This is a genomic window from Streptococcus gordonii (assembly GCF_001553855.1).
Taxonomy (GTDB): Bacteria; Bacillota; Bacilli; order Lactobacillales; family Streptococcaceae; genus Streptococcus; species Streptococcus gordonii.
In genome coordinates, this window is the sequence record NZ_LQWV01000012.1 from 336,945 (window position 1) to 352,546 (window position 15,602).

The 15,602-nt window shown below is 39.6% G+C and carries 13 protein-coding genes; 9 read left to right on the forward strand and 4 right to left on the reverse strand.

What is annotated here, in order from left to right:
- Positions 1-29: 29 nt before the first annotated feature.
- The 4 genes from AWH02_RS04610 to def form a co-directional block, all read right to left on the reverse strand.
- Positions 30-446 carry a hypothetical protein gene (locus AWH02_RS04610; protein WP_060553104.1) on the reverse strand — a complete coding sequence of 139 codons (417 nt, stop codon included), beginning with the start codon at positions 444-446 and terminating at the stop codon, positions 30-32.
- Positions 427-1,326, reverse strand: coding sequence for a phosphodiester glycosidase family protein (locus tag AWH02_RS04615; protein WP_060553103.1), 900 nt, complete (start codon positions 1,324-1,326; stop codon positions 427-429). The genes AWH02_RS04610 and AWH02_RS04615 overlap by 20 nt, the downstream gene beginning before the upstream one ends.
- A complete protein-coding gene (locus AWH02_RS04620) occupies positions 1,323-2,366 on the reverse strand; it encodes a bifunctional glycosyltransferase family 2/GtrA family protein (protein WP_060553102.1) in 1,044 nt (347 codons plus the stop codon). Before AWH02_RS04620 ends, AWH02_RS04615 begins: the two co-directional genes overlap by 4 nt.
- 229 nt (positions 2,367-2,595) lie before the next feature.
- Positions 2,596-3,210 carry a peptide deformylase gene (gene def / locus AWH02_RS04625; RefSeq protein ID WP_060553101.1) on the reverse strand — a complete coding sequence of 205 codons (615 nt, stop codon included), beginning with the start codon at positions 3,208-3,210 and terminating at the stop codon, positions 2,596-2,598.
- A 155-nt stretch (positions 3,211-3,365) separates the two neighbouring features.
- Between def and AWH02_RS04630 the strand changes: the two genes are divergently transcribed.
- The 9 genes from AWH02_RS04630 to AWH02_RS04670 all read left to right on the forward strand — a co-directional run bounded on the left by AWH02_RS04630 (position 3,366) and on the right by AWH02_RS04670 (position 15,590).
- A complete protein-coding gene (locus AWH02_RS04630; RefSeq protein WP_060553100.1) occupies positions 3,366-4,508 on the forward strand; it encodes an MFS transporter in 1,143 nt (380 codons plus the stop codon).
- 1 nt (position 4,509) lies between these two features.
- Positions 4,510-5,238 carry a pseudouridine synthase gene (locus AWH02_RS04635; RefSeq protein WP_060553099.1) on the forward strand — a complete coding sequence of 243 codons (729 nt, stop codon included), beginning with the start codon at positions 4,510-4,512 and terminating at the stop codon, positions 5,236-5,238.
- A gap of 475 nt (positions 5,239-5,713) precedes the next feature.
- On the forward strand, positions 5,714-7,495 hold the full coding sequence (locus tag AWH02_RS04640; RefSeq protein WP_060553098.1) for a hypothetical protein: 1,782 nt from the start codon (positions 5,714-5,716) through the stop codon (positions 7,493-7,495).
- A 1-nt stretch (position 7,496) separates the two neighbouring features.
- A complete protein-coding gene (locus AWH02_RS04645; RefSeq protein WP_060553097.1) occupies positions 7,497-8,396 on the forward strand; it encodes a hypothetical protein in 900 nt (299 codons plus the stop codon).
- 9 nt (positions 8,397-8,405) lie between these two features.
- Positions 8,406-10,235, forward strand: coding sequence for a DUF2194 domain-containing protein (locus tag AWH02_RS04650; protein WP_060553096.1), 1,830 nt, complete (start codon positions 8,406-8,408; stop codon positions 10,233-10,235).
- A 20-nt stretch (positions 10,236-10,255) separates the two neighbouring features.
- Positions 10,256-11,656, forward strand: a complete 1,401-nt coding sequence (gene pelF / locus AWH02_RS04655) for a GT4 family glycosyltransferase PelF (RefSeq protein ID WP_060553095.1) — start codon at positions 10,256-10,258, stop codon at positions 11,654-11,656.
- Positions 11,656-13,101 (forward strand): exopolysaccharide Pel transporter PelG, encoded by a 1,446-nt coding sequence (gene pelG, locus AWH02_RS04660; protein ID WP_060553094.1) that lies wholly within the window; start codon positions 11,656-11,658, stop codon positions 13,099-13,101. The genes pelF and pelG overlap by 1 nt, the downstream gene beginning before the upstream one ends.
- The gene (locus AWH02_RS04665; RefSeq protein WP_048774755.1) at positions 13,094-14,869 is read left to right on the forward strand and encodes a CotH kinase family protein; all 1,776 of its coding nucleotides are present in this window, start codon (positions 13,094-13,096) and stop codon (positions 14,867-14,869) included. Before pelG ends, AWH02_RS04665 begins: the two co-directional genes overlap by 8 nt.
- On the forward strand, positions 14,856-15,590 hold the full coding sequence (locus tag AWH02_RS04670) for a polyphosphate polymerase domain-containing protein (RefSeq protein ID WP_020992807.1): 735 nt from the start codon (positions 14,856-14,858) through the stop codon (positions 15,588-15,590). Before AWH02_RS04665 ends, AWH02_RS04670 begins: the two co-directional genes overlap by 14 nt.
- Positions 15,591-15,602: the final 12 nt, after the last annotated feature.

Sequence of the window (15,602 nt, forward strand, 5' to 3'; positions counted from 1 at the left end):
TCATTTTAGACTCCGGTTGTTTTTGTTATTTAATCAATAAGATTATTTTCTTCTGTCCAGACGCTTCTAGTAAATAATATTGAGACTACAGCTAATACAAGAAAGCCAATGCTAGTATAGATATAGGGCTGATCCAGCGTCGTGGAACGTCCAGATAGATTAACAATGCCTCGGAAAAGGACACCCGCCGTGAGAGTAGCAACTGCTGAGTTCCAGAGGTTGAGGCTGAGCCTTGAGAGGTTGGGAATAATCTTGAGTAGGATTAATAAGAGGATACCTCCAATCAAAGGAACTGCATAGAGATAGTGCATATAGGTAGAGGTTTCACCAAAGCTAAAAGACTCATATATACGGCTAAAGGCAAAGAAGAAGATACTTAAGAGAGTATAGACAAGAGCTGTCTTCTTAAAACGTTTTTTGCTTGGATTAGTAACCGATGTAGACAATGTCGCTCACCGCCCTTTCTGAAATATTTCCATTGGTCGTTGGTTTGTTGATTACCTGACCATTGAAGTAGAGTGTAGAAGATCCGCCACCGTCAAGGTTATAAGCAGTCTTGACGCCATAAGATTTCATAACTTCAGCTAACTCATAGAGGGATAGTCCCTGACTTTCTGAGGTCCGGCCATCTGACACGACAATAATATAGTGGTTTTCGTCGATAATACCGATGGCTGTACGTGGGTTGGAAGACATGGATTGACCAACTTCAGAATTAGTGTCAACAACAATCTCACCGTTTTCTACTAAGGATGGACCAAAGGCAAGGAGATTGACAACTCCGTCTTTCACCAGCTGTTCTGCAGATGTTTCGTCCTCATAAATGATCTTAAATGAGCCGTCCTTGTAAATCGCCAAATCACCATTGCTGGAGTCTTCTCGGACGGTATCACGGTAGACAACTCCGTTGCGGATAACATAGCCAGTGGAATTAGCCCCGTAGTAGTCACCGTTGACCGCTAGAATAGCATTGTTGTTGGCAGCAGTGACAGAGGTTTTGGCAGTGACATTGGTTCCATATGTGTTTTGAGCCAGAGCTGTTTTTAGATATTCAGCAGAGCTGACAGTTATGTCAGCAATATAAACCTGAGTATTGCTGACTGTTTTTTCCGTCAGTGTAATGGAGATATTGTCGTCACTATAGCTAGTATCAGACGTGCTGACATTGGTTGCCGTTGTACTGGCGCTACTACTTGTAGTATTGGCTTTAACAGTTGTGATGGACTCTGATAAGACAAAGGTTTTGAGCATAGAGTAGCCGAAAGATGCAATCAACAATAAGCCAAAAAGACTAGCATAAACATAAGATTTTTTAAATAATTTCATGATACGGTGTGGGTCCTTTCTTTAAAAATAAACTTCTTTTGGATAAGCCAAGAGAGAGAAAATAGCAGAATGCCGACCAAAATCTTAACGAGTAGAAGGTTGATCCCAAAGACAGCGTAGAAGAGTCTGATTAGAAGGGTGTCTAATATAAACAAACCTAGAGCCAGGCCAAAGTAGCCACTTCCTGTTTTTGCAATGCTATCTTCATTTTTAAAGACGAGCTTTTTATTGGTGGAGTAATTAAAAATAGAGCTGGTAACGCGGGCAATCCCATTGGCAAGTAGAATACGCAGAGTTGTCGGCACAGCCACCAGAAAGAGTAGGGCGACAGCGTAGACTAGATAGTCCACAATGAAGCTACTTAGTGAGGATAGAGCAAACTTAAACATATCTTTGTAAATCATTAAGCCATCTTGAATGGGTCTGAAATGGGAAGTTTTATTATCATCAATGTAGACAGTCTCAATCGGAACTTCCACGATTGGATAAGTCTTACAAGCTTGCAGAAGCATATTCATTTCGTATTCATAGCGTTGACCTTCAATGGAGAGCATTAATGGAAGCATATTGCTGGTAAAGGCACGAAGGCCAGTCTGAGTATCAGAAATAGCGACGCCAGTCTGTTGCTTAAATAACAGACGAGTCAGACTATTTCCAAATCGACTTCGTAGAGGGACCTTTCCGGTAAATGCTCGTGCCCCTAAGATTAACTTCTGAGGTTGCTCATGGGCACAGTGGGCAACACGTAGGATGTCCCAAAGTTTATGTTGACCGTCTGCATCTGCTGTGACAATGACACCATAGCGACCTTGAGACTGAATATAGCGAAAAGCTGTCTTTAGGGCCTGCCCCTTGCCCTGGTTAAGAGAATGATGCAGGATAGTTGCATACGTTACTGCTTGTTCAAAGACACGATTACATGAAGCAGAACTGCCGTCATTTATTACGATTACTTCAAAGTCACTCTTTTCACGAACTTTTTTTATTAAGCGAATGAGATTGTAATCTGGCTCATAAGCTGGAATAACGAGATAATCCATAAGCTGTACCTCTTTCTTAGATGTTTGATAGATAAGATACAGAACAGTATAAAGACCAGTCCTTAAAGCTAACTGATATCAGTTTTCTTTAAGTTTGGCTTAATATTTGTTTAAGGAAAAATGGTCGAGAGACAAGAAAAAAGAGGGAGGCCAGACTACTTGTTTAAACAGTTAGTCTGGTCTCACCTCGTTAAGAGACAGAAGTCAGAAATTTTGTACTTTTGATCCATTATTCCAAAATTAACATGCCTTCTTTAATGGCAAATGGATCTGTCTCGTTGATCCGATCGTAGAACATGATACCGTTGATATGGTCAATTTCATGTTGGACAACGATAGCCTTGTAACCTTTAAGTTTTACTCGATGTTTTTCACCATCTTTATCGAAGTAATCTACAGTGACACGCGCATGTCGGACTACATAGCCAGGGACATAGCGGTCGACTGATAGGCAACCCTCTCCGTCAGCCAAAGCCACATCTTGTACAGAATGGGCCACGATTTTAGGATTGTACATAACCTCTTTCAGAGCATAAGCTTCTTGGGGTGGATTGCCGTTTTCATCCTCTGGGTTAGGTAAGAGAACAGCGATGATACGGCGGGAAATATCAAGTTGCGGAGCAGCCAGTCCCACACCGCCACGCAATCCAAGTTTTTCAGCCATGACTGGATCTTGTGAGTTGTGTAAGAACTGCATCATTTTTTCACCCAAAAGAATATCTTCGTCCGCTAAGGGAAAAGAAACTTCCTCAGCAACAGCACGTAGGGTTGGATTTCCCTCGCGAATAATATCCTTCATATCAATCAAATGAGCTGGTTTAATAAGTTTTTCAATAACAGACATCTTCTCTTTCCTCGTTCTTTCTATAAGATACTATATCACAAAACAGACTAGAAATAAAGAAGACGACTTGATGATGAATTTTTCTAAATAAACAGATTGCGTCTTTGTGCAAAAAACTGTATGATACTAATAGTGTGTTATTGAAGGGAAAGAAAATGAAAAGAACAATGGAAAAAATCAGTATCCTGAGTCTATCTTTGGTACTGACAACCTCTTTTTCAATCTCCAGTGCCTTGCCGGCCATGTTTGATTTTTATAAGGACTATCCAGCCGATAGGGTAGAACTCCTAGTATCCCTGCCCTCTATAGGGATTATGGTCATGCTCTTGTTGAATGGACTAATTGAGCGTTTCTTATCTGAAAGGATCATGATTGTGACTGGCTTGCTGATTATGTCTGCTTGCGCCTTTGTTCCCATTTTGAATCCATCCTATAATCTAGTCTTTCTTTCCCGTTTAATTTTTGGCTTGGGGACAGGCTTGATCAATGCTAAGGCTATTTCAATTATTAGCGAGCGTTACCAAGGTCATGAGCGCATACAGCTCTTAGGCTACAGAGGATCAGCAGAAGTAGTGGGGACAGCCCTTTTGACCTTGGCAGTCGGCCAACTTTTACGCTTTGGCTGGACAGCAACCTTCCTTGTTTATACCTTCTGCTTTTTGGTTTTGGGACTTTTTCTCCTCTTTGTTCCTTATGAAAAAGGGGAAGTTCATCAACATAAGCAGGCCAAGAAAGAAAAAATGACAGCAGGCCAGTTCCGCTTCACCCTATTATCAGCTTTGGTGGCTGGGGTAATTGTACTCAGTAATACAGCCATCAACTTGCGCGTACCTAGTCTAGTGTTGTACCATCAAATAGGGACAGCGCAAACGGCCAGTTTGATTTTAAGTGGTATGCAGTTAATTGGAATTGTGGCTGGTGTTAGCTTTGCTCCTATGGTCGGAATTTTTAAGGACCGTTTACTGACGATTATTGGAATTTGTTTTGGCTTGAGCTTGATTCTGATTGGTCTTTCCAGCAATATATGGATGTTAGCTTTTAGTGCCCTTTTTGCAGGCTTTACCTACAGTATAACTCTGACGACCGTTTTTCATACAGTGTCAGAAAAGATCCCCCCTCATCTAATCAATCAGGCTGTTTCAATTACTGTTTTAGGTTGCAGTGGTGGTGCCTCTGTGACGACATTTATCCTTTCTTTGATTGGTCATCTATCTCAAGCTCCGCTTTTCATTTTCTCCGTCCTAGGGGGTGTCATGATGATCATAGCAATGCTAAGTTACAATATCATAAAGGAATAATATGCGCCTAGATAAGTTTTTGGTAGAAAATGGTCTTGGTTCTCGAAGCCAAGTGAAGGATGTTTTGAAAAAAGGTTTGGTTTTGGTCAATGGCAGAGCGGAAAAATCTCCCAAGACTCAGATTAACGAGACGGCGGATGAGATTGTTGTTTCTGGTCAAAAGTTGACCTACGAAAAGTTTGTTTACTATCTTCTTAACAAACCCAAGGGATATATCTCAGCAACAGAGGACGAACGACATAAAACAGTTCTGGATTTATTGGATGAGACTGCTCGCCAAAAAGAAGTATTTCCTGTTGGTCGCTTGGATATTGACACTCATGGTCTACTCCTTCTGACCAATAACGGTAAGCTAGCTCATGCCATGCTGTCACCCAAAAAACACGTTGAGAAAATCTACCGAGCTCAAGTAGCTGGTTTGATGAATCAATCAGATGTGGAGCAGTTTGCTAGAGGGATAGAGTTGAAAGACTTTACCTGTCAACCAGCTCAACTCAAGATTTTAGAAGTAGATGAAGAAAAAGAGACCTCTCTTGTAGAAATCAGTCTAGCCGAAGGCAAGTTCCACCAAGTCAAGCGCATGGTGGCTGCCTGCGGAAAAGAAGTAACAGATCTTCAGAGACTCACGATGGGGCCTCTGCAATTGGATTCTGGGCTTGCCCTTGGAGAATGGCGCCGTTTAACGAAAGAAGAGATGAAATCTTTGGAGAGATTTCAGGTAGAGCTATAAAGAGCTAAATTATACAGTATAGTAGCACCTTCGAGGTTAGAATGAAAATCTGACTCCGAGGGTGCTTTTGATTTTCGCAAAATTTTCGTAAAATAGTGGGAAGTTTCCAATTATTTGAAGATGAGAATTTTTTGTAAGATTAAGTCTGGATTTGAGACAGGTGAATAGTGTTCATTGATCGCCTTTTGTGGTATAATGAGGGTGAATCTTTGAGCCCTTCTAATGTTTTTTTATGTTGCATTATAATCCTCGAAGATGTTTTTTTATATATAGCAAATGTTTGATCTGATTCTTAAATTTATAAAGTCATTGTTCTTTCTATATTTTATGTAAATTACGGGGTGATATACTTGATATTTTTACCAAAAAATTATATGATTTTAAACTGAGTGTGAAATAATACGATATATGAAAGTATTTTCGACCTAGATTTTGTTCTTAAGGCGAACAAAGAATATAAAAAAAGGAGAGAAATGTGAAGACTTTACTATTCGGAAACACAGGTTACATATCTAAAGAGTTCATTGAGGGTGCTTTCCCCAATAGCGATGTCTATATTTTTGGAGAGACCAACTTAACTGGCTTAAAGAGAGTAACAGTTTTTAAGAAGACAGAGGCAATCGGAATCGCTGAAATCTTAGAAAATTATCGCTTCGATCAGATTTTGTATCTTTCAAATTTCTTGACCTATAAAAATCAACAGATTGGGGAATTGGAAAGGCTACAGGATTTCTTAAAAAACACTTCTAAATTGACCTGGTCTAAGATTATCTATCTGACCGGACCAGAAATTATCAATCTGCCTCAGGATTTAGAAAGAGCAGCAGAAAATCTTTGCCTGCATTGGGCTCATACCTACAGTGGCTCTCTTAAGATTATTAGAAGCCCTTATGTCTATTCTGCAACACAGCCAGAGGACTATTTCTACGGTTTAATGTCTAACATCCGCCGCAATCAGCCAATTCGTTTTGACGAGCAGCCTGATGAGGTAGCAAACTTTATTAATTCAGAAGACCTAGCGGAACTTGTTTATAAAGTATTTAATAGTTGGACAGATGAGATTGAAGTTCTAACAATTCCTAGTCCGTTTCAGGATACCTTCCAGCAGTTGGCGACCAAGTTACAAAATTTAGAGCTCTCGCACAGTACGATTGGCTTTCAATCATCCAACAAACTGTCTCCTCTTTACCAAACAATGGATAAGAATAATCTGCGTGGTCGGTATGGTTGGTTTATCCATTATTCTATTTTAGATGATTTATCAGACCTTTATTGCCAATTTGCTTCTGAAAGTAAGCCTTTAAGACGGCTTGAATTCCGAGGTTTGAAAAAAAATATCTATAGACTGCGGGGCCATAATGATTTTCAAAAATCAGCAGAGATTTTACTGGCCTTTCTCTTATCAGAAGTCCTCAGTTTTGTCGTCGCAAGATTTAATCAGCTAGGAATGATTGATGTGCGCCTCTTGTTTGTAACCTTAATTAGTACTATTTTTGGAACAGTATATGGCGTCTTTGCTGGTGTTTTATCTGTTTTAGGCTTGTTTGTAACGAGCATAGCAGCAGGTAATAAGTGGCAATCAATTGTATATAACACCGATAGATGGCTTCCATTTGCCGCCTATATCTTCGTGGCTCTTATTTGTGGTATTATCCAGATGAAATACCAAGATGAGAAGGAATTGCTGGAAAAAGAAAATCAGTTGTTGAATGAGCAAAATGACTTTTTGACTCTTTCATATGAAGATGCGGCTCATGATCGAGATGCACTAGTTCAAAAAGTAGTGAGCAGTAGCAATGGCAACAGTCAACTATATGCTGTTCACCAACGTTTAAACAAGAAAACAGTTGAAGAAGTGATTGCTGAAGCTGAAAAAATCATTGGGGAAGAATTTTCAACTGATGAAGTTCATTTTTACCCTTTGTCTCCTTTTTCTAACTTTAAGATAGAGCTCTATCCTCAGTTGAAAGAAGGTTTGGAAAAAGAAGCGGTTTGGATTAACAAAAAAATGCTTCAAGACTATCCAGTTTTTGCAGTAGAAATGAAGAGTGCTTCTGGGCTTCATTATCTGATATGGGTCGACGAAGTTTCTTATGATCAATTGACTTTCTCAAAACTTCATTTCCTACAGATGGTAAGTGAACTGACAGCGTCTATGGTAGACAAGGCCGGTTATTATCAAGTCTTCTCTAGCATGAATAAAGATTCTGGCCTGACCACGCATAGCAGTCCCGGCGAAATGAGGCAAGGAAACTAAAATGGAATGGATGATTACTAGTTTTTGTGTCTTTTTAGACCTAGCTTTATGCCTGCATTCGTTTATCTTATTAAAAACAAAACGGATGCAGCTGCCTCTCTTTTACATAGTCTTCCCTATTGCTCTACCCTTTTTAGGTTATATTTTACTTTGGGGCTTGAATCGTTCTGTTCAAAAGGATGAATCTGACCTTTCGCTGGTTCAAGACGATTTCGAAGAATGGTTTGACGTAGATGACACACAGAAAATGAGTAGGGTTGAAAGTGCCTATGATCACGTTGAAGAAATTATTCCTCTAGAAGAAGCTCTTGTCTTGCAAGACAAAGAAGTTTCTCGGTGGATGTTGATGGAAATAGTCAGTCGGGCTCCAGCTAAGTTTATTGACTTATTGTTCCTAGCTCGTCAGGATGAGGATACAGAGGTTGTGCATTATGCGACGACCTTGATTGCGGAAATATCTCGACAATATGATATCCGTCTCCAGACACTGGATAAAAAGCACCAGGAAAATCCTTCGGATTACCGGATTCTAGCAGAATACTGTGCAGTTTTAGCGGCATACCTGCAAAAGAATCTGGTGACTAAGCGGATGGAAGAGGTCTTGCGGAAAGATTATTCCCATCTCTTAGAAAAGAAACTTCAACAAAAAGAGCAACTTTCTGATTATGTGAAATTGATAGAGAATGAACTCTTATTGAAGCGATATGAAAGTGTTGAAAAATACTTGAATACTATTTCTCAAAAATGGCCTCAACAAGAAGAGATTTATATGCTCTATCTCAGATATTATTTTGAAACGAGACAGGGAGAAAGGCTAGAAGAATTGGTAGAAGCTATCAAAAATGGTTCTATTTATATTTCTAAAGCGAATCGAGAACGTCTCGCTTTCTGGCAATCGTAGGTTTTTAAGATGACAAAGAAAAAAAGAAAAATCTTATATTCAAAAGAATCCATTATTGTAATTGTAATCTTTCTTTTGTTATCTGCAGTTTTGTGGATTCAAAAGAGTGGCGAACAATATACAGTTAATCCTGAAAAAAACATTTATCTTAAAAATGCTCCTTCGTCTAATGCTGTATTTGACAGCTTAGCTCAGGATAATCTGGTTCTTTATGATGAAAACAATGATACAAGTCGAAGGGCAAAAGAGCAATTTACTCAGATTCTCAAAGATATGAGAATGGGGTACCGCTTGGTTGATATTTCAAAAGAGACGATTCCTAATTTTTCTGATTATAAAAAAGTAGTTGTTCTTCTGAGCGATTTGGAAGGCTTGGGAGACAAGGCACTTGAAATGGTAGATTGGGTTGAGCAAGGAGGAAATGTTCTCTTTGCTGTAACCCTCTCCAAGGACAGCAAACTAACAGAAATCGAACAAAAATTAGGCGTTTCAAGTTCTAGTTTTGAAAATGCCTATGTTAAGAAAATTTATATTGATAAAGACTTTATGATTGGCGGTGGGAAAAGCTATGCCATTGACGGCGCTTTCCATTCTGCTTGGGCAGTTACACTATCATCCGATGCCAAAGTTCACGCCTGGACAGATGATGAGGCAAAAACTCCTTTGGTCTGGGAAAAGAAACATGGTCAAGGTAAGTTTGTAGTTGATAATTTTGGCATTTATGAAAGGGCAGTACGTGGCCTCTATGCAGCTTCCTATAGCTTGATGACGTCCGCAACAGCTTATCCAGTTATTAATGGGACAACTTTTTACCTAGATGACTTCCCATCTCCAGTCCCTGCAGGAGATGCGACTTATATTAAACGTGACTATAATATGAGCATCTCGGACTTTTATACCAATATCTGGTGGCCTGATTTGCTGAAGTTGGCTGAAACTTATGGAATTAAGTATACAGGCGGGGTTATCGAAAATTATGAGGATGACACATCAGGAAATGTTCATAGTCAAAAAGACGTAGACCGATTTAAATATTTTGGTAAGTCACTTTTGGCTAATGGAGGCGAGATCAGTTACCATGGTTATAATCACCAGCCTTTAACACCTAAGGGAGTTGACTATGGTGATGAATTCCCAACCTATAAAACTTGGAAAGATAAGAAAGCTATGGCTTCTGCAATCAGTGAACTGCTTCGCTTTACAAAAGAACTCTTTCCAAAGGGAGAAAAGTCGATTTATATCCCGCCTTCAAACGTTCTATCTAAAGAAGGAAGGGAAGTTCTACGAGAAAAATTCCCAGAAATCAAGAGTATTGCTAGTAATTATTTCCCAGGCAAATTCACCTATTCACAGGAATTTGAAGTGGCAGATGATGGTATGATTGAACAACCCCGGATTGTTTCGGGTGCTTCATGGGATGCCTATTCAAAATTGACCGTATTTTCTGAGTTAAACATGCACTATGTCACTACTCATTTCCTTCATCCTGACGATGTCATGGATGAAGATCGAGGTGCGAAACTAGGCTGGTCCAAACTCTATAAAGATTTCCAAAATGAAATTGAGAGCCTATATAAAGTTGTTCCAAATATTCGACGCCTGACGGGTTCTGAAATGGCTGGAGCAGTCCAACGCTATGCTATCTTAACCATTAATCAGAATCGAACAGATACAGACCTAGAGCTAGAACTTGGAAACTTCCATAATCAAGCTTATGTAATGATTCGATTAAACGAGGGCGAGCCTGGAAAAGTCAAGGGTGGCAAACTCGAACATTTAACAGGTAATCTCTACCTGCTGGAGGCAACATCAGCCAAAGTATCTATTGAGGTCAAATAAACATAGAAGAGAAAAGAAAAATGAGAATTTGTTTGGTTTTAGAAGGTTCTTATCCCTATGTTCACGGAGGTGTATCTACTTGGATGCATCAGTATATCACCGAGATGAAAGAACACGAGTTTATCGTATGGGTGATAGGGGCGAACGAGGAAAAGAAAGGCCAATTTGTCTACGAATTTCCTCCTAATGTAGTAGAAGTTCGAGAGGTTTTCCTAGATAGTCTAGCTGGATCAGAAGTAGGGAATAAGGAATCTGAAGAATTAACAGATGCAGAATACGAAGCCCTAAAACAATTAGTTTTTTGCGCAAAACCAGATTGGTCTTTGATTTTTAACTTGCTTCAAGATGGAAAAATCCAGCGGGATAGCTTCTTAGCTAGCGAAGAATTTTTCCAAATGATCCAGCAATTGTGTACGGAAAGATACGCCATGCAACCGATGTCAGATGTGTTTCATACCATCCGCTCCATGCTTTTTCCGCTTTTGACCCTTTTATCTAGTGATATTCCGATTGCAGATGCTTATCATGCAATTTCGACAGGATATGGTGGCATCTTGGCCACACTAGCGAGCGTTCGGACAAAGAAACCCCTTCTTTTGACTGAACACGGGATTTATACACGGGAGCGTGAGGAAGAGATCATCCGAGCAGATTGGATTTTGCCGTCTATGCGAAAACAATGGATTGATTTTTTCTATACTCTCTCAGATGCTGTCTATTCAGAAGCAGACTGTATTACCAGCCTATTTTCAAAAGCTAGAGAAATTCAGATAGATATGGGTTGTGATCCAGAAAAGTGTCGAGTCATTTCAAATGGAATTGACTACGAAGCTTTTTCAACAATTCCTCATGAGGGGGATGGCTTTATCAACATTGGTGCAGCGGTCCGAATGGCTCCAATCAAGGATATTAAAACCATGATTTATGCCTTTTATGAAGTGTCTGCCCAAATGCCTAATGTGCGTCTCTATGTTATGGGAGGTGTAGATGATAAAGCGTATGCCAATGAATGTTATGATCTAGTTCGAAAATTGAAGTTAGATAACCTGATTTTTACTGGTCGAGTTGACATCAAAGAATACCTCAAAAGAATGGACTTTATGATTTTAACCAGTATTTCTGAAGGACAGCCACTTTCTGTCCTAGAAGCAATGGCAGCTGGAAAAGCGTGTGTAACGACAGACGTTGGTTGCTGTAGAGAATTGCTGGAGGGAAGAGAAGACGATAATTTGGGGCCAGCAGGGTATTGTGTCCCCCCTACTGATCTAAGTGGCCTAGCTGATGCTATGCTACGGATGGCTTCTGTGGAAGAAGAAAGGCTGGTGATGGGGAAAACTGCTAAAAAACGAGCCGAGCTATATTACCAATATGATCAAATGATTGACCAATATAGACAAATGTATAAGGAGTATGTGAAGTAATGGCAGGATTGGGATTTGAACTAAGAAAGGTATATAATAAGGGAAGCTTCCTGGCCAAGCAAAAAGCATATGGCTATGCAGGCATTATTTATGTTGGACCAATGATTCTTGGGATTTTACCGATTCTTGCAGTTGTCTATCTCAGTGTTTTTGGTCGTTTTGGCAACAGTGAACGCGACCATCTGTTGGGGTTGATTTCCTACTCAATCTTAGCTTCCTTAGCCATTACCAATATTTTTTCTATGGTTGTGACCCGCTATGTCTCCGATATGCTCTATGAAGAAAAGTTTGAAAGGGTTCTGCCCTCATACTTTTCTTCTGGTGCCATGATGTTGGGGATTGGCTTTGTGTCTTACGGCTTGTTCTTATTCTTATCAGGCATTCCCTTGCTGGAGATTGTTTTAAACTTGCTACTGTTTAGTGAATTATGCTTGATTTGGCACGCTGTCAATTACCTAACAGCTGTTAAAGACTATCGCAGTATCTTAAAAACATTTGCAATGGCGATCCTGATTACGCTTGGAGCAGGATTCCTCGCTTTATCCTTGTCGATCCCTTATGGTTTGCTTCTAAGTACCTGTATCGCTTATGCATATATCCTAATTCAAATGATTCGCATAATGTATCGGTATTTTCCGAAAAGCTATGAGGCCAATTTCGAGTTTCTGATCTGGTTTGATGAATATTTCAATCTTTTTAAGGTTGGAATCTATCTTTTTATTGGGCTCTTTGCCCATATTGTGATTAACTGGTTCGGACCATTGAGCAAAGGGATTGGAGGGCTTTTTCGTACGGCTCCTGTCTATGATGTGTCAGCTATGTTAGCCTATCTTGTAACCTTGGTGTCAACAGTGAGCTTTGTGGTTTCGGTAGAAGTTGTATTTTATCCGAAATTTAGGAAATATTACCAGCTGTACGATGGGGTCGGAAGTGTTGATAAAATCAACCAGACGGAAGTGGATATGCTTCGGACTCTCCGAAATGAATTGAAATATTTATCTTGGAAGCAACTCTTAGCAACCTTGCTAGCGATGTTTGTGGGGATAGTTTTGTTGGGGGTTCTACCCCTAGGCTTTAATAGTCAGATGAAAGGCTATTTTCAGACCCTTTGTTTGGGCTACGGACTTTATGCTGTAGGAAATGTTAACTTACTCTTACTTCTTTATTTCGTAGACTATGAAGGGGGTAAAGATTGCGCCAAGTGGTTTGCAGGAATTTCAGTTATCTTTAGTATTCTGACTCAGTTTATGGATACATCTTTTATCGGTTATGGCTTTTTATTAGCTTCACTAATACTTTATTTAACAACAAGTGCTCGTTTGACTGAATATACCAAAGACCTTCCTTACCGTGTTTTAGGAAGTCAGGATGTCGTTTCACGTGAAGAAGTAGGATTCTTTACTAAGCTGTATAATACATTGGAAGCGAGGGGAAATGATGAATAATAAGTGGGGTAAATTTCTACTAGTCTTTGGATTGATGTCCCTCGCCTTTATTCTTTTAGCAGTTTTTGATAACACAGGAAATACTGGAAAAGACAAAGTGACCCAAAAGGTGAAGAAGGAAAAGGTGCAAAATATTAATGATTTGCATCTTTATGATAAAGAAACCTTGTATAACCAAGGGGATCCAGATGTCATTACCATGTATTTGACTGTTAGACGGGGGAATACAGTCGAAAACACCAATCATTCTTGGAGTGAAGTCAACCAATATTCAGCTTATGATTATGAAAAAATGGGTGTGAAACGCTATCAAGTCGAAGGTCTCCTTCAAGTGGGCAATGAAAAAGGACCTGAATCAGGGCAGTTCGGTTTTGGAGAAGAAGTTCCCAATGCTACGGTTCAGATCCGTGGTCAGAGCTCTAGTAGAGCCAGTCAAAAGAATTATAAGGTTGAGATAAAAAGGAGCAAGGGAAGATGGGAAGGCCAACGGACCATTAACCTAAATAAGCATCCCTATGACTATCTGCGTTTCCGTAATAAGCTAGCTTTTAAGCTAATAGAAGGAATTCCGCAAATTGTAGGACTACGAACCCAATTTATCCATCTCTATGTCAAAGATGAGACAGGAGAAGAATCGAAGGGGTTTGAAGATTACGGCATCTACACGCAAGTTGAACAGTTAAACAAGACGGCTCTTGAAGCTCATGGTCTTGACCAAAGCGGTCACCTTTATAAGATTAATAATTTCGAATTCTACAGAGAGCCTGATGCTATTCGAAAAGAAGATGATCCTAAATTTGATAAGAAAAAATTCGAGTCTCGTTTAGAGGTTAAAGGAGACAAGGACCATACCAAGCTTATTGACATGTTGGATAAACTAAACGATGAGTCAGTCTCAAGTGATGAGTTCCTAGAAAAATATTTTGATGCGCAAAATGTCCAGTACTGGATGGCCTTTCAGATTTTGATGGGCAATATTGACAGTCAAAACCGGAACATGTTCCTCTACAGTCCAAAGAATGGGACACGCTGGTATATCTTACCTTGGGACTTGGACGATTCCCTACACAAAAGTGAGTATGCAATTCGTAAGCCAGATGCATTGGGAGAAAATAGTTGGCAATACGGAGTCAGCAACTACTGGGGAAATCACTTGTTCCAACGCTTGCTCAAATCAGAAAGATTCAGAACCGGTTTGGAAAGAACAGTTGATGAGTTATATAAAAATCAGCTGAAACCAGAAAATATTGGCGATTTGAGTAAAAATTATGCTAAAATAGTAAAACCATATCTGTCTCGTATGCCAGATTTGGGTCATTTGTATTTTAATGAAGACCAGTATAATCAGGTCTTGGATGCTCTACCAAAAGAAGTAGAGGAAAATTATCATGATTATAAGAAGAGTCTGCAATCGCCTCAGCCATTCTACATTGACCAACCTAAAGTAGAAGGAAAGAAACTTGTCTTAAGATGGCTACCATCTTATGATTTTAATAATCAAGAGATTACCTATCATGTAGAACTTGCCAAGGATCCAAGCTTCAAAGAGAAAATACTAGATAAGAAGGGGATCAAGGAACTCAGCATTAAGACAGACCGTTTACCTAAAGGGCAATACTTTATCCGAATTTTCGCTACAAATGAAACAGGTAATTCACAAGCGGCCTTTGACTACTATCGTACAGACACCACCAAACAATTTGGTGTCTCAGGCTTCTATGTAATGGAAGATGGGGGAATCAAGGTTGACACTTATGAAAACAGATAAAAAGGAGCAGTTTCGCCATGAAGCGAAATATCTCATCGGTTTAAAAGAAAAAGCCTTACTGACCCAACGGTTTGAGTCTATTCTAAATTTGGATAGACATGCTCAAAACGGAGGGTACACCATTCGCAGTCTTTATTTTGACGATTACTGGAATAGTAGTTATGAGGAAAAGGCTGCAGGGATTTTGATGCGAAAGAAATATCGAATTAGGATTTATAATTTTAGCGATCGTAGCATCAAGTTGGAAAGAAAGAAAAAGTTTGAAAATTATATCTATAAGGAAGCAGCACCTTTAACACGAGAAGAGGTGGAAAAAATTATTGAAGGCGACTATGGATTTCTACTCCATAGTCCCCACCCTCTTTGTCGGGAATTTTATTTTGAATGTGTGACAAATGTTATGCGTCCCCGTGTAATTGTTGACTACGAGCGGGAACCGTGGGTTTACGATGCAGGGACAGTACGCTTGACCTTTGATTCAAATGTTCGAGCAGCTGTTGGTAGCTATGATATATTTGATCCTAACTTACCGACTATACCAGTTCTTCCGGAGGGCAAGTTAGTTTTTGAGGTGAAATATACAGAGATGCAACCGCAGATTATCAAAGATATTATTCCCCCCGGGGCTTCAGAGTTTATCGCGGTATCAAAATACGTTCTTTGCTATGAAAAGACAAGATATTTGCATGATTTTGAGTACTGGTTTGACACAGATTATTAGGAGAGATAGGAG

What these genes read in the sequence shown, in the direction of transcription:
- AWH02_RS04620 (WP_060553102.1), bottom strand. Translation starts at nt 2,366, where the DNA reads ATGGATTATCTCGTTATTCCAGCTTATGAGCCAGATTACAATCTCATT.
- AWH02_RS04630 (WP_060553100.1), top strand. Translation starts at nt 3,366, where the DNA reads ATGAAAAGAACAATGGAAAAAATCAGTATCCTGAGTCTATCTTTGGTA.
- AWH02_RS04665 (WP_048774755.1), top strand. Translation starts at nt 13,094, where the DNA reads ATGAATAATAAGTGGGGTAAATTTCTACTAGTCTTTGGATTGATGTCC.
- AWH02_RS04635 (WP_060553099.1), top strand. Translation starts at nt 4,510, where the DNA reads ATGCGCCTAGATAAGTTTTTGGTAGAAAATGGTCTTGGTTCTCGAAGC.
- AWH02_RS04650 (WP_060553096.1), top strand. Translation starts at nt 8,406, where the DNA reads ATGACAAAGAAAAAAAGAAAAATCTTATATTCAAAAGAATCCATTATT.
- AWH02_RS04645 (WP_060553097.1), top strand. Translation starts at nt 7,497, where the DNA reads ATGGAATGGATGATTACTAGTTTTTGTGTCTTTTTAGACCTAGCTTTA.
- AWH02_RS04615 (WP_060553103.1), bottom strand. Translation starts at nt 1,326, where the DNA reads ATGAAATTATTTAAAAAATCTTATGTTTATGCTAGTCTTTTTGGCTTA.
- def (WP_060553101.1), bottom strand. Translation starts at nt 3,210, where the DNA reads ATGTCTGTTATTGAAAAACTTATTAAACCAGCTCATTTGATTGATATG.
- AWH02_RS04670 (WP_020992807.1), top strand. Translation starts at nt 14,856, where the DNA reads ATGAAAACAGATAAAAAGGAGCAGTTTCGCCATGAAGCGAAATATCTC.
- pelG (WP_060553094.1), top strand. Translation starts at nt 11,656, where the DNA reads ATGGCAGGATTGGGATTTGAACTAAGAAAGGTATATAATAAGGGAAGC.
- pelF (WP_060553095.1), top strand. Translation starts at nt 10,256, where the DNA reads ATGAGAATTTGTTTGGTTTTAGAAGGTTCTTATCCCTATGTTCACGGA.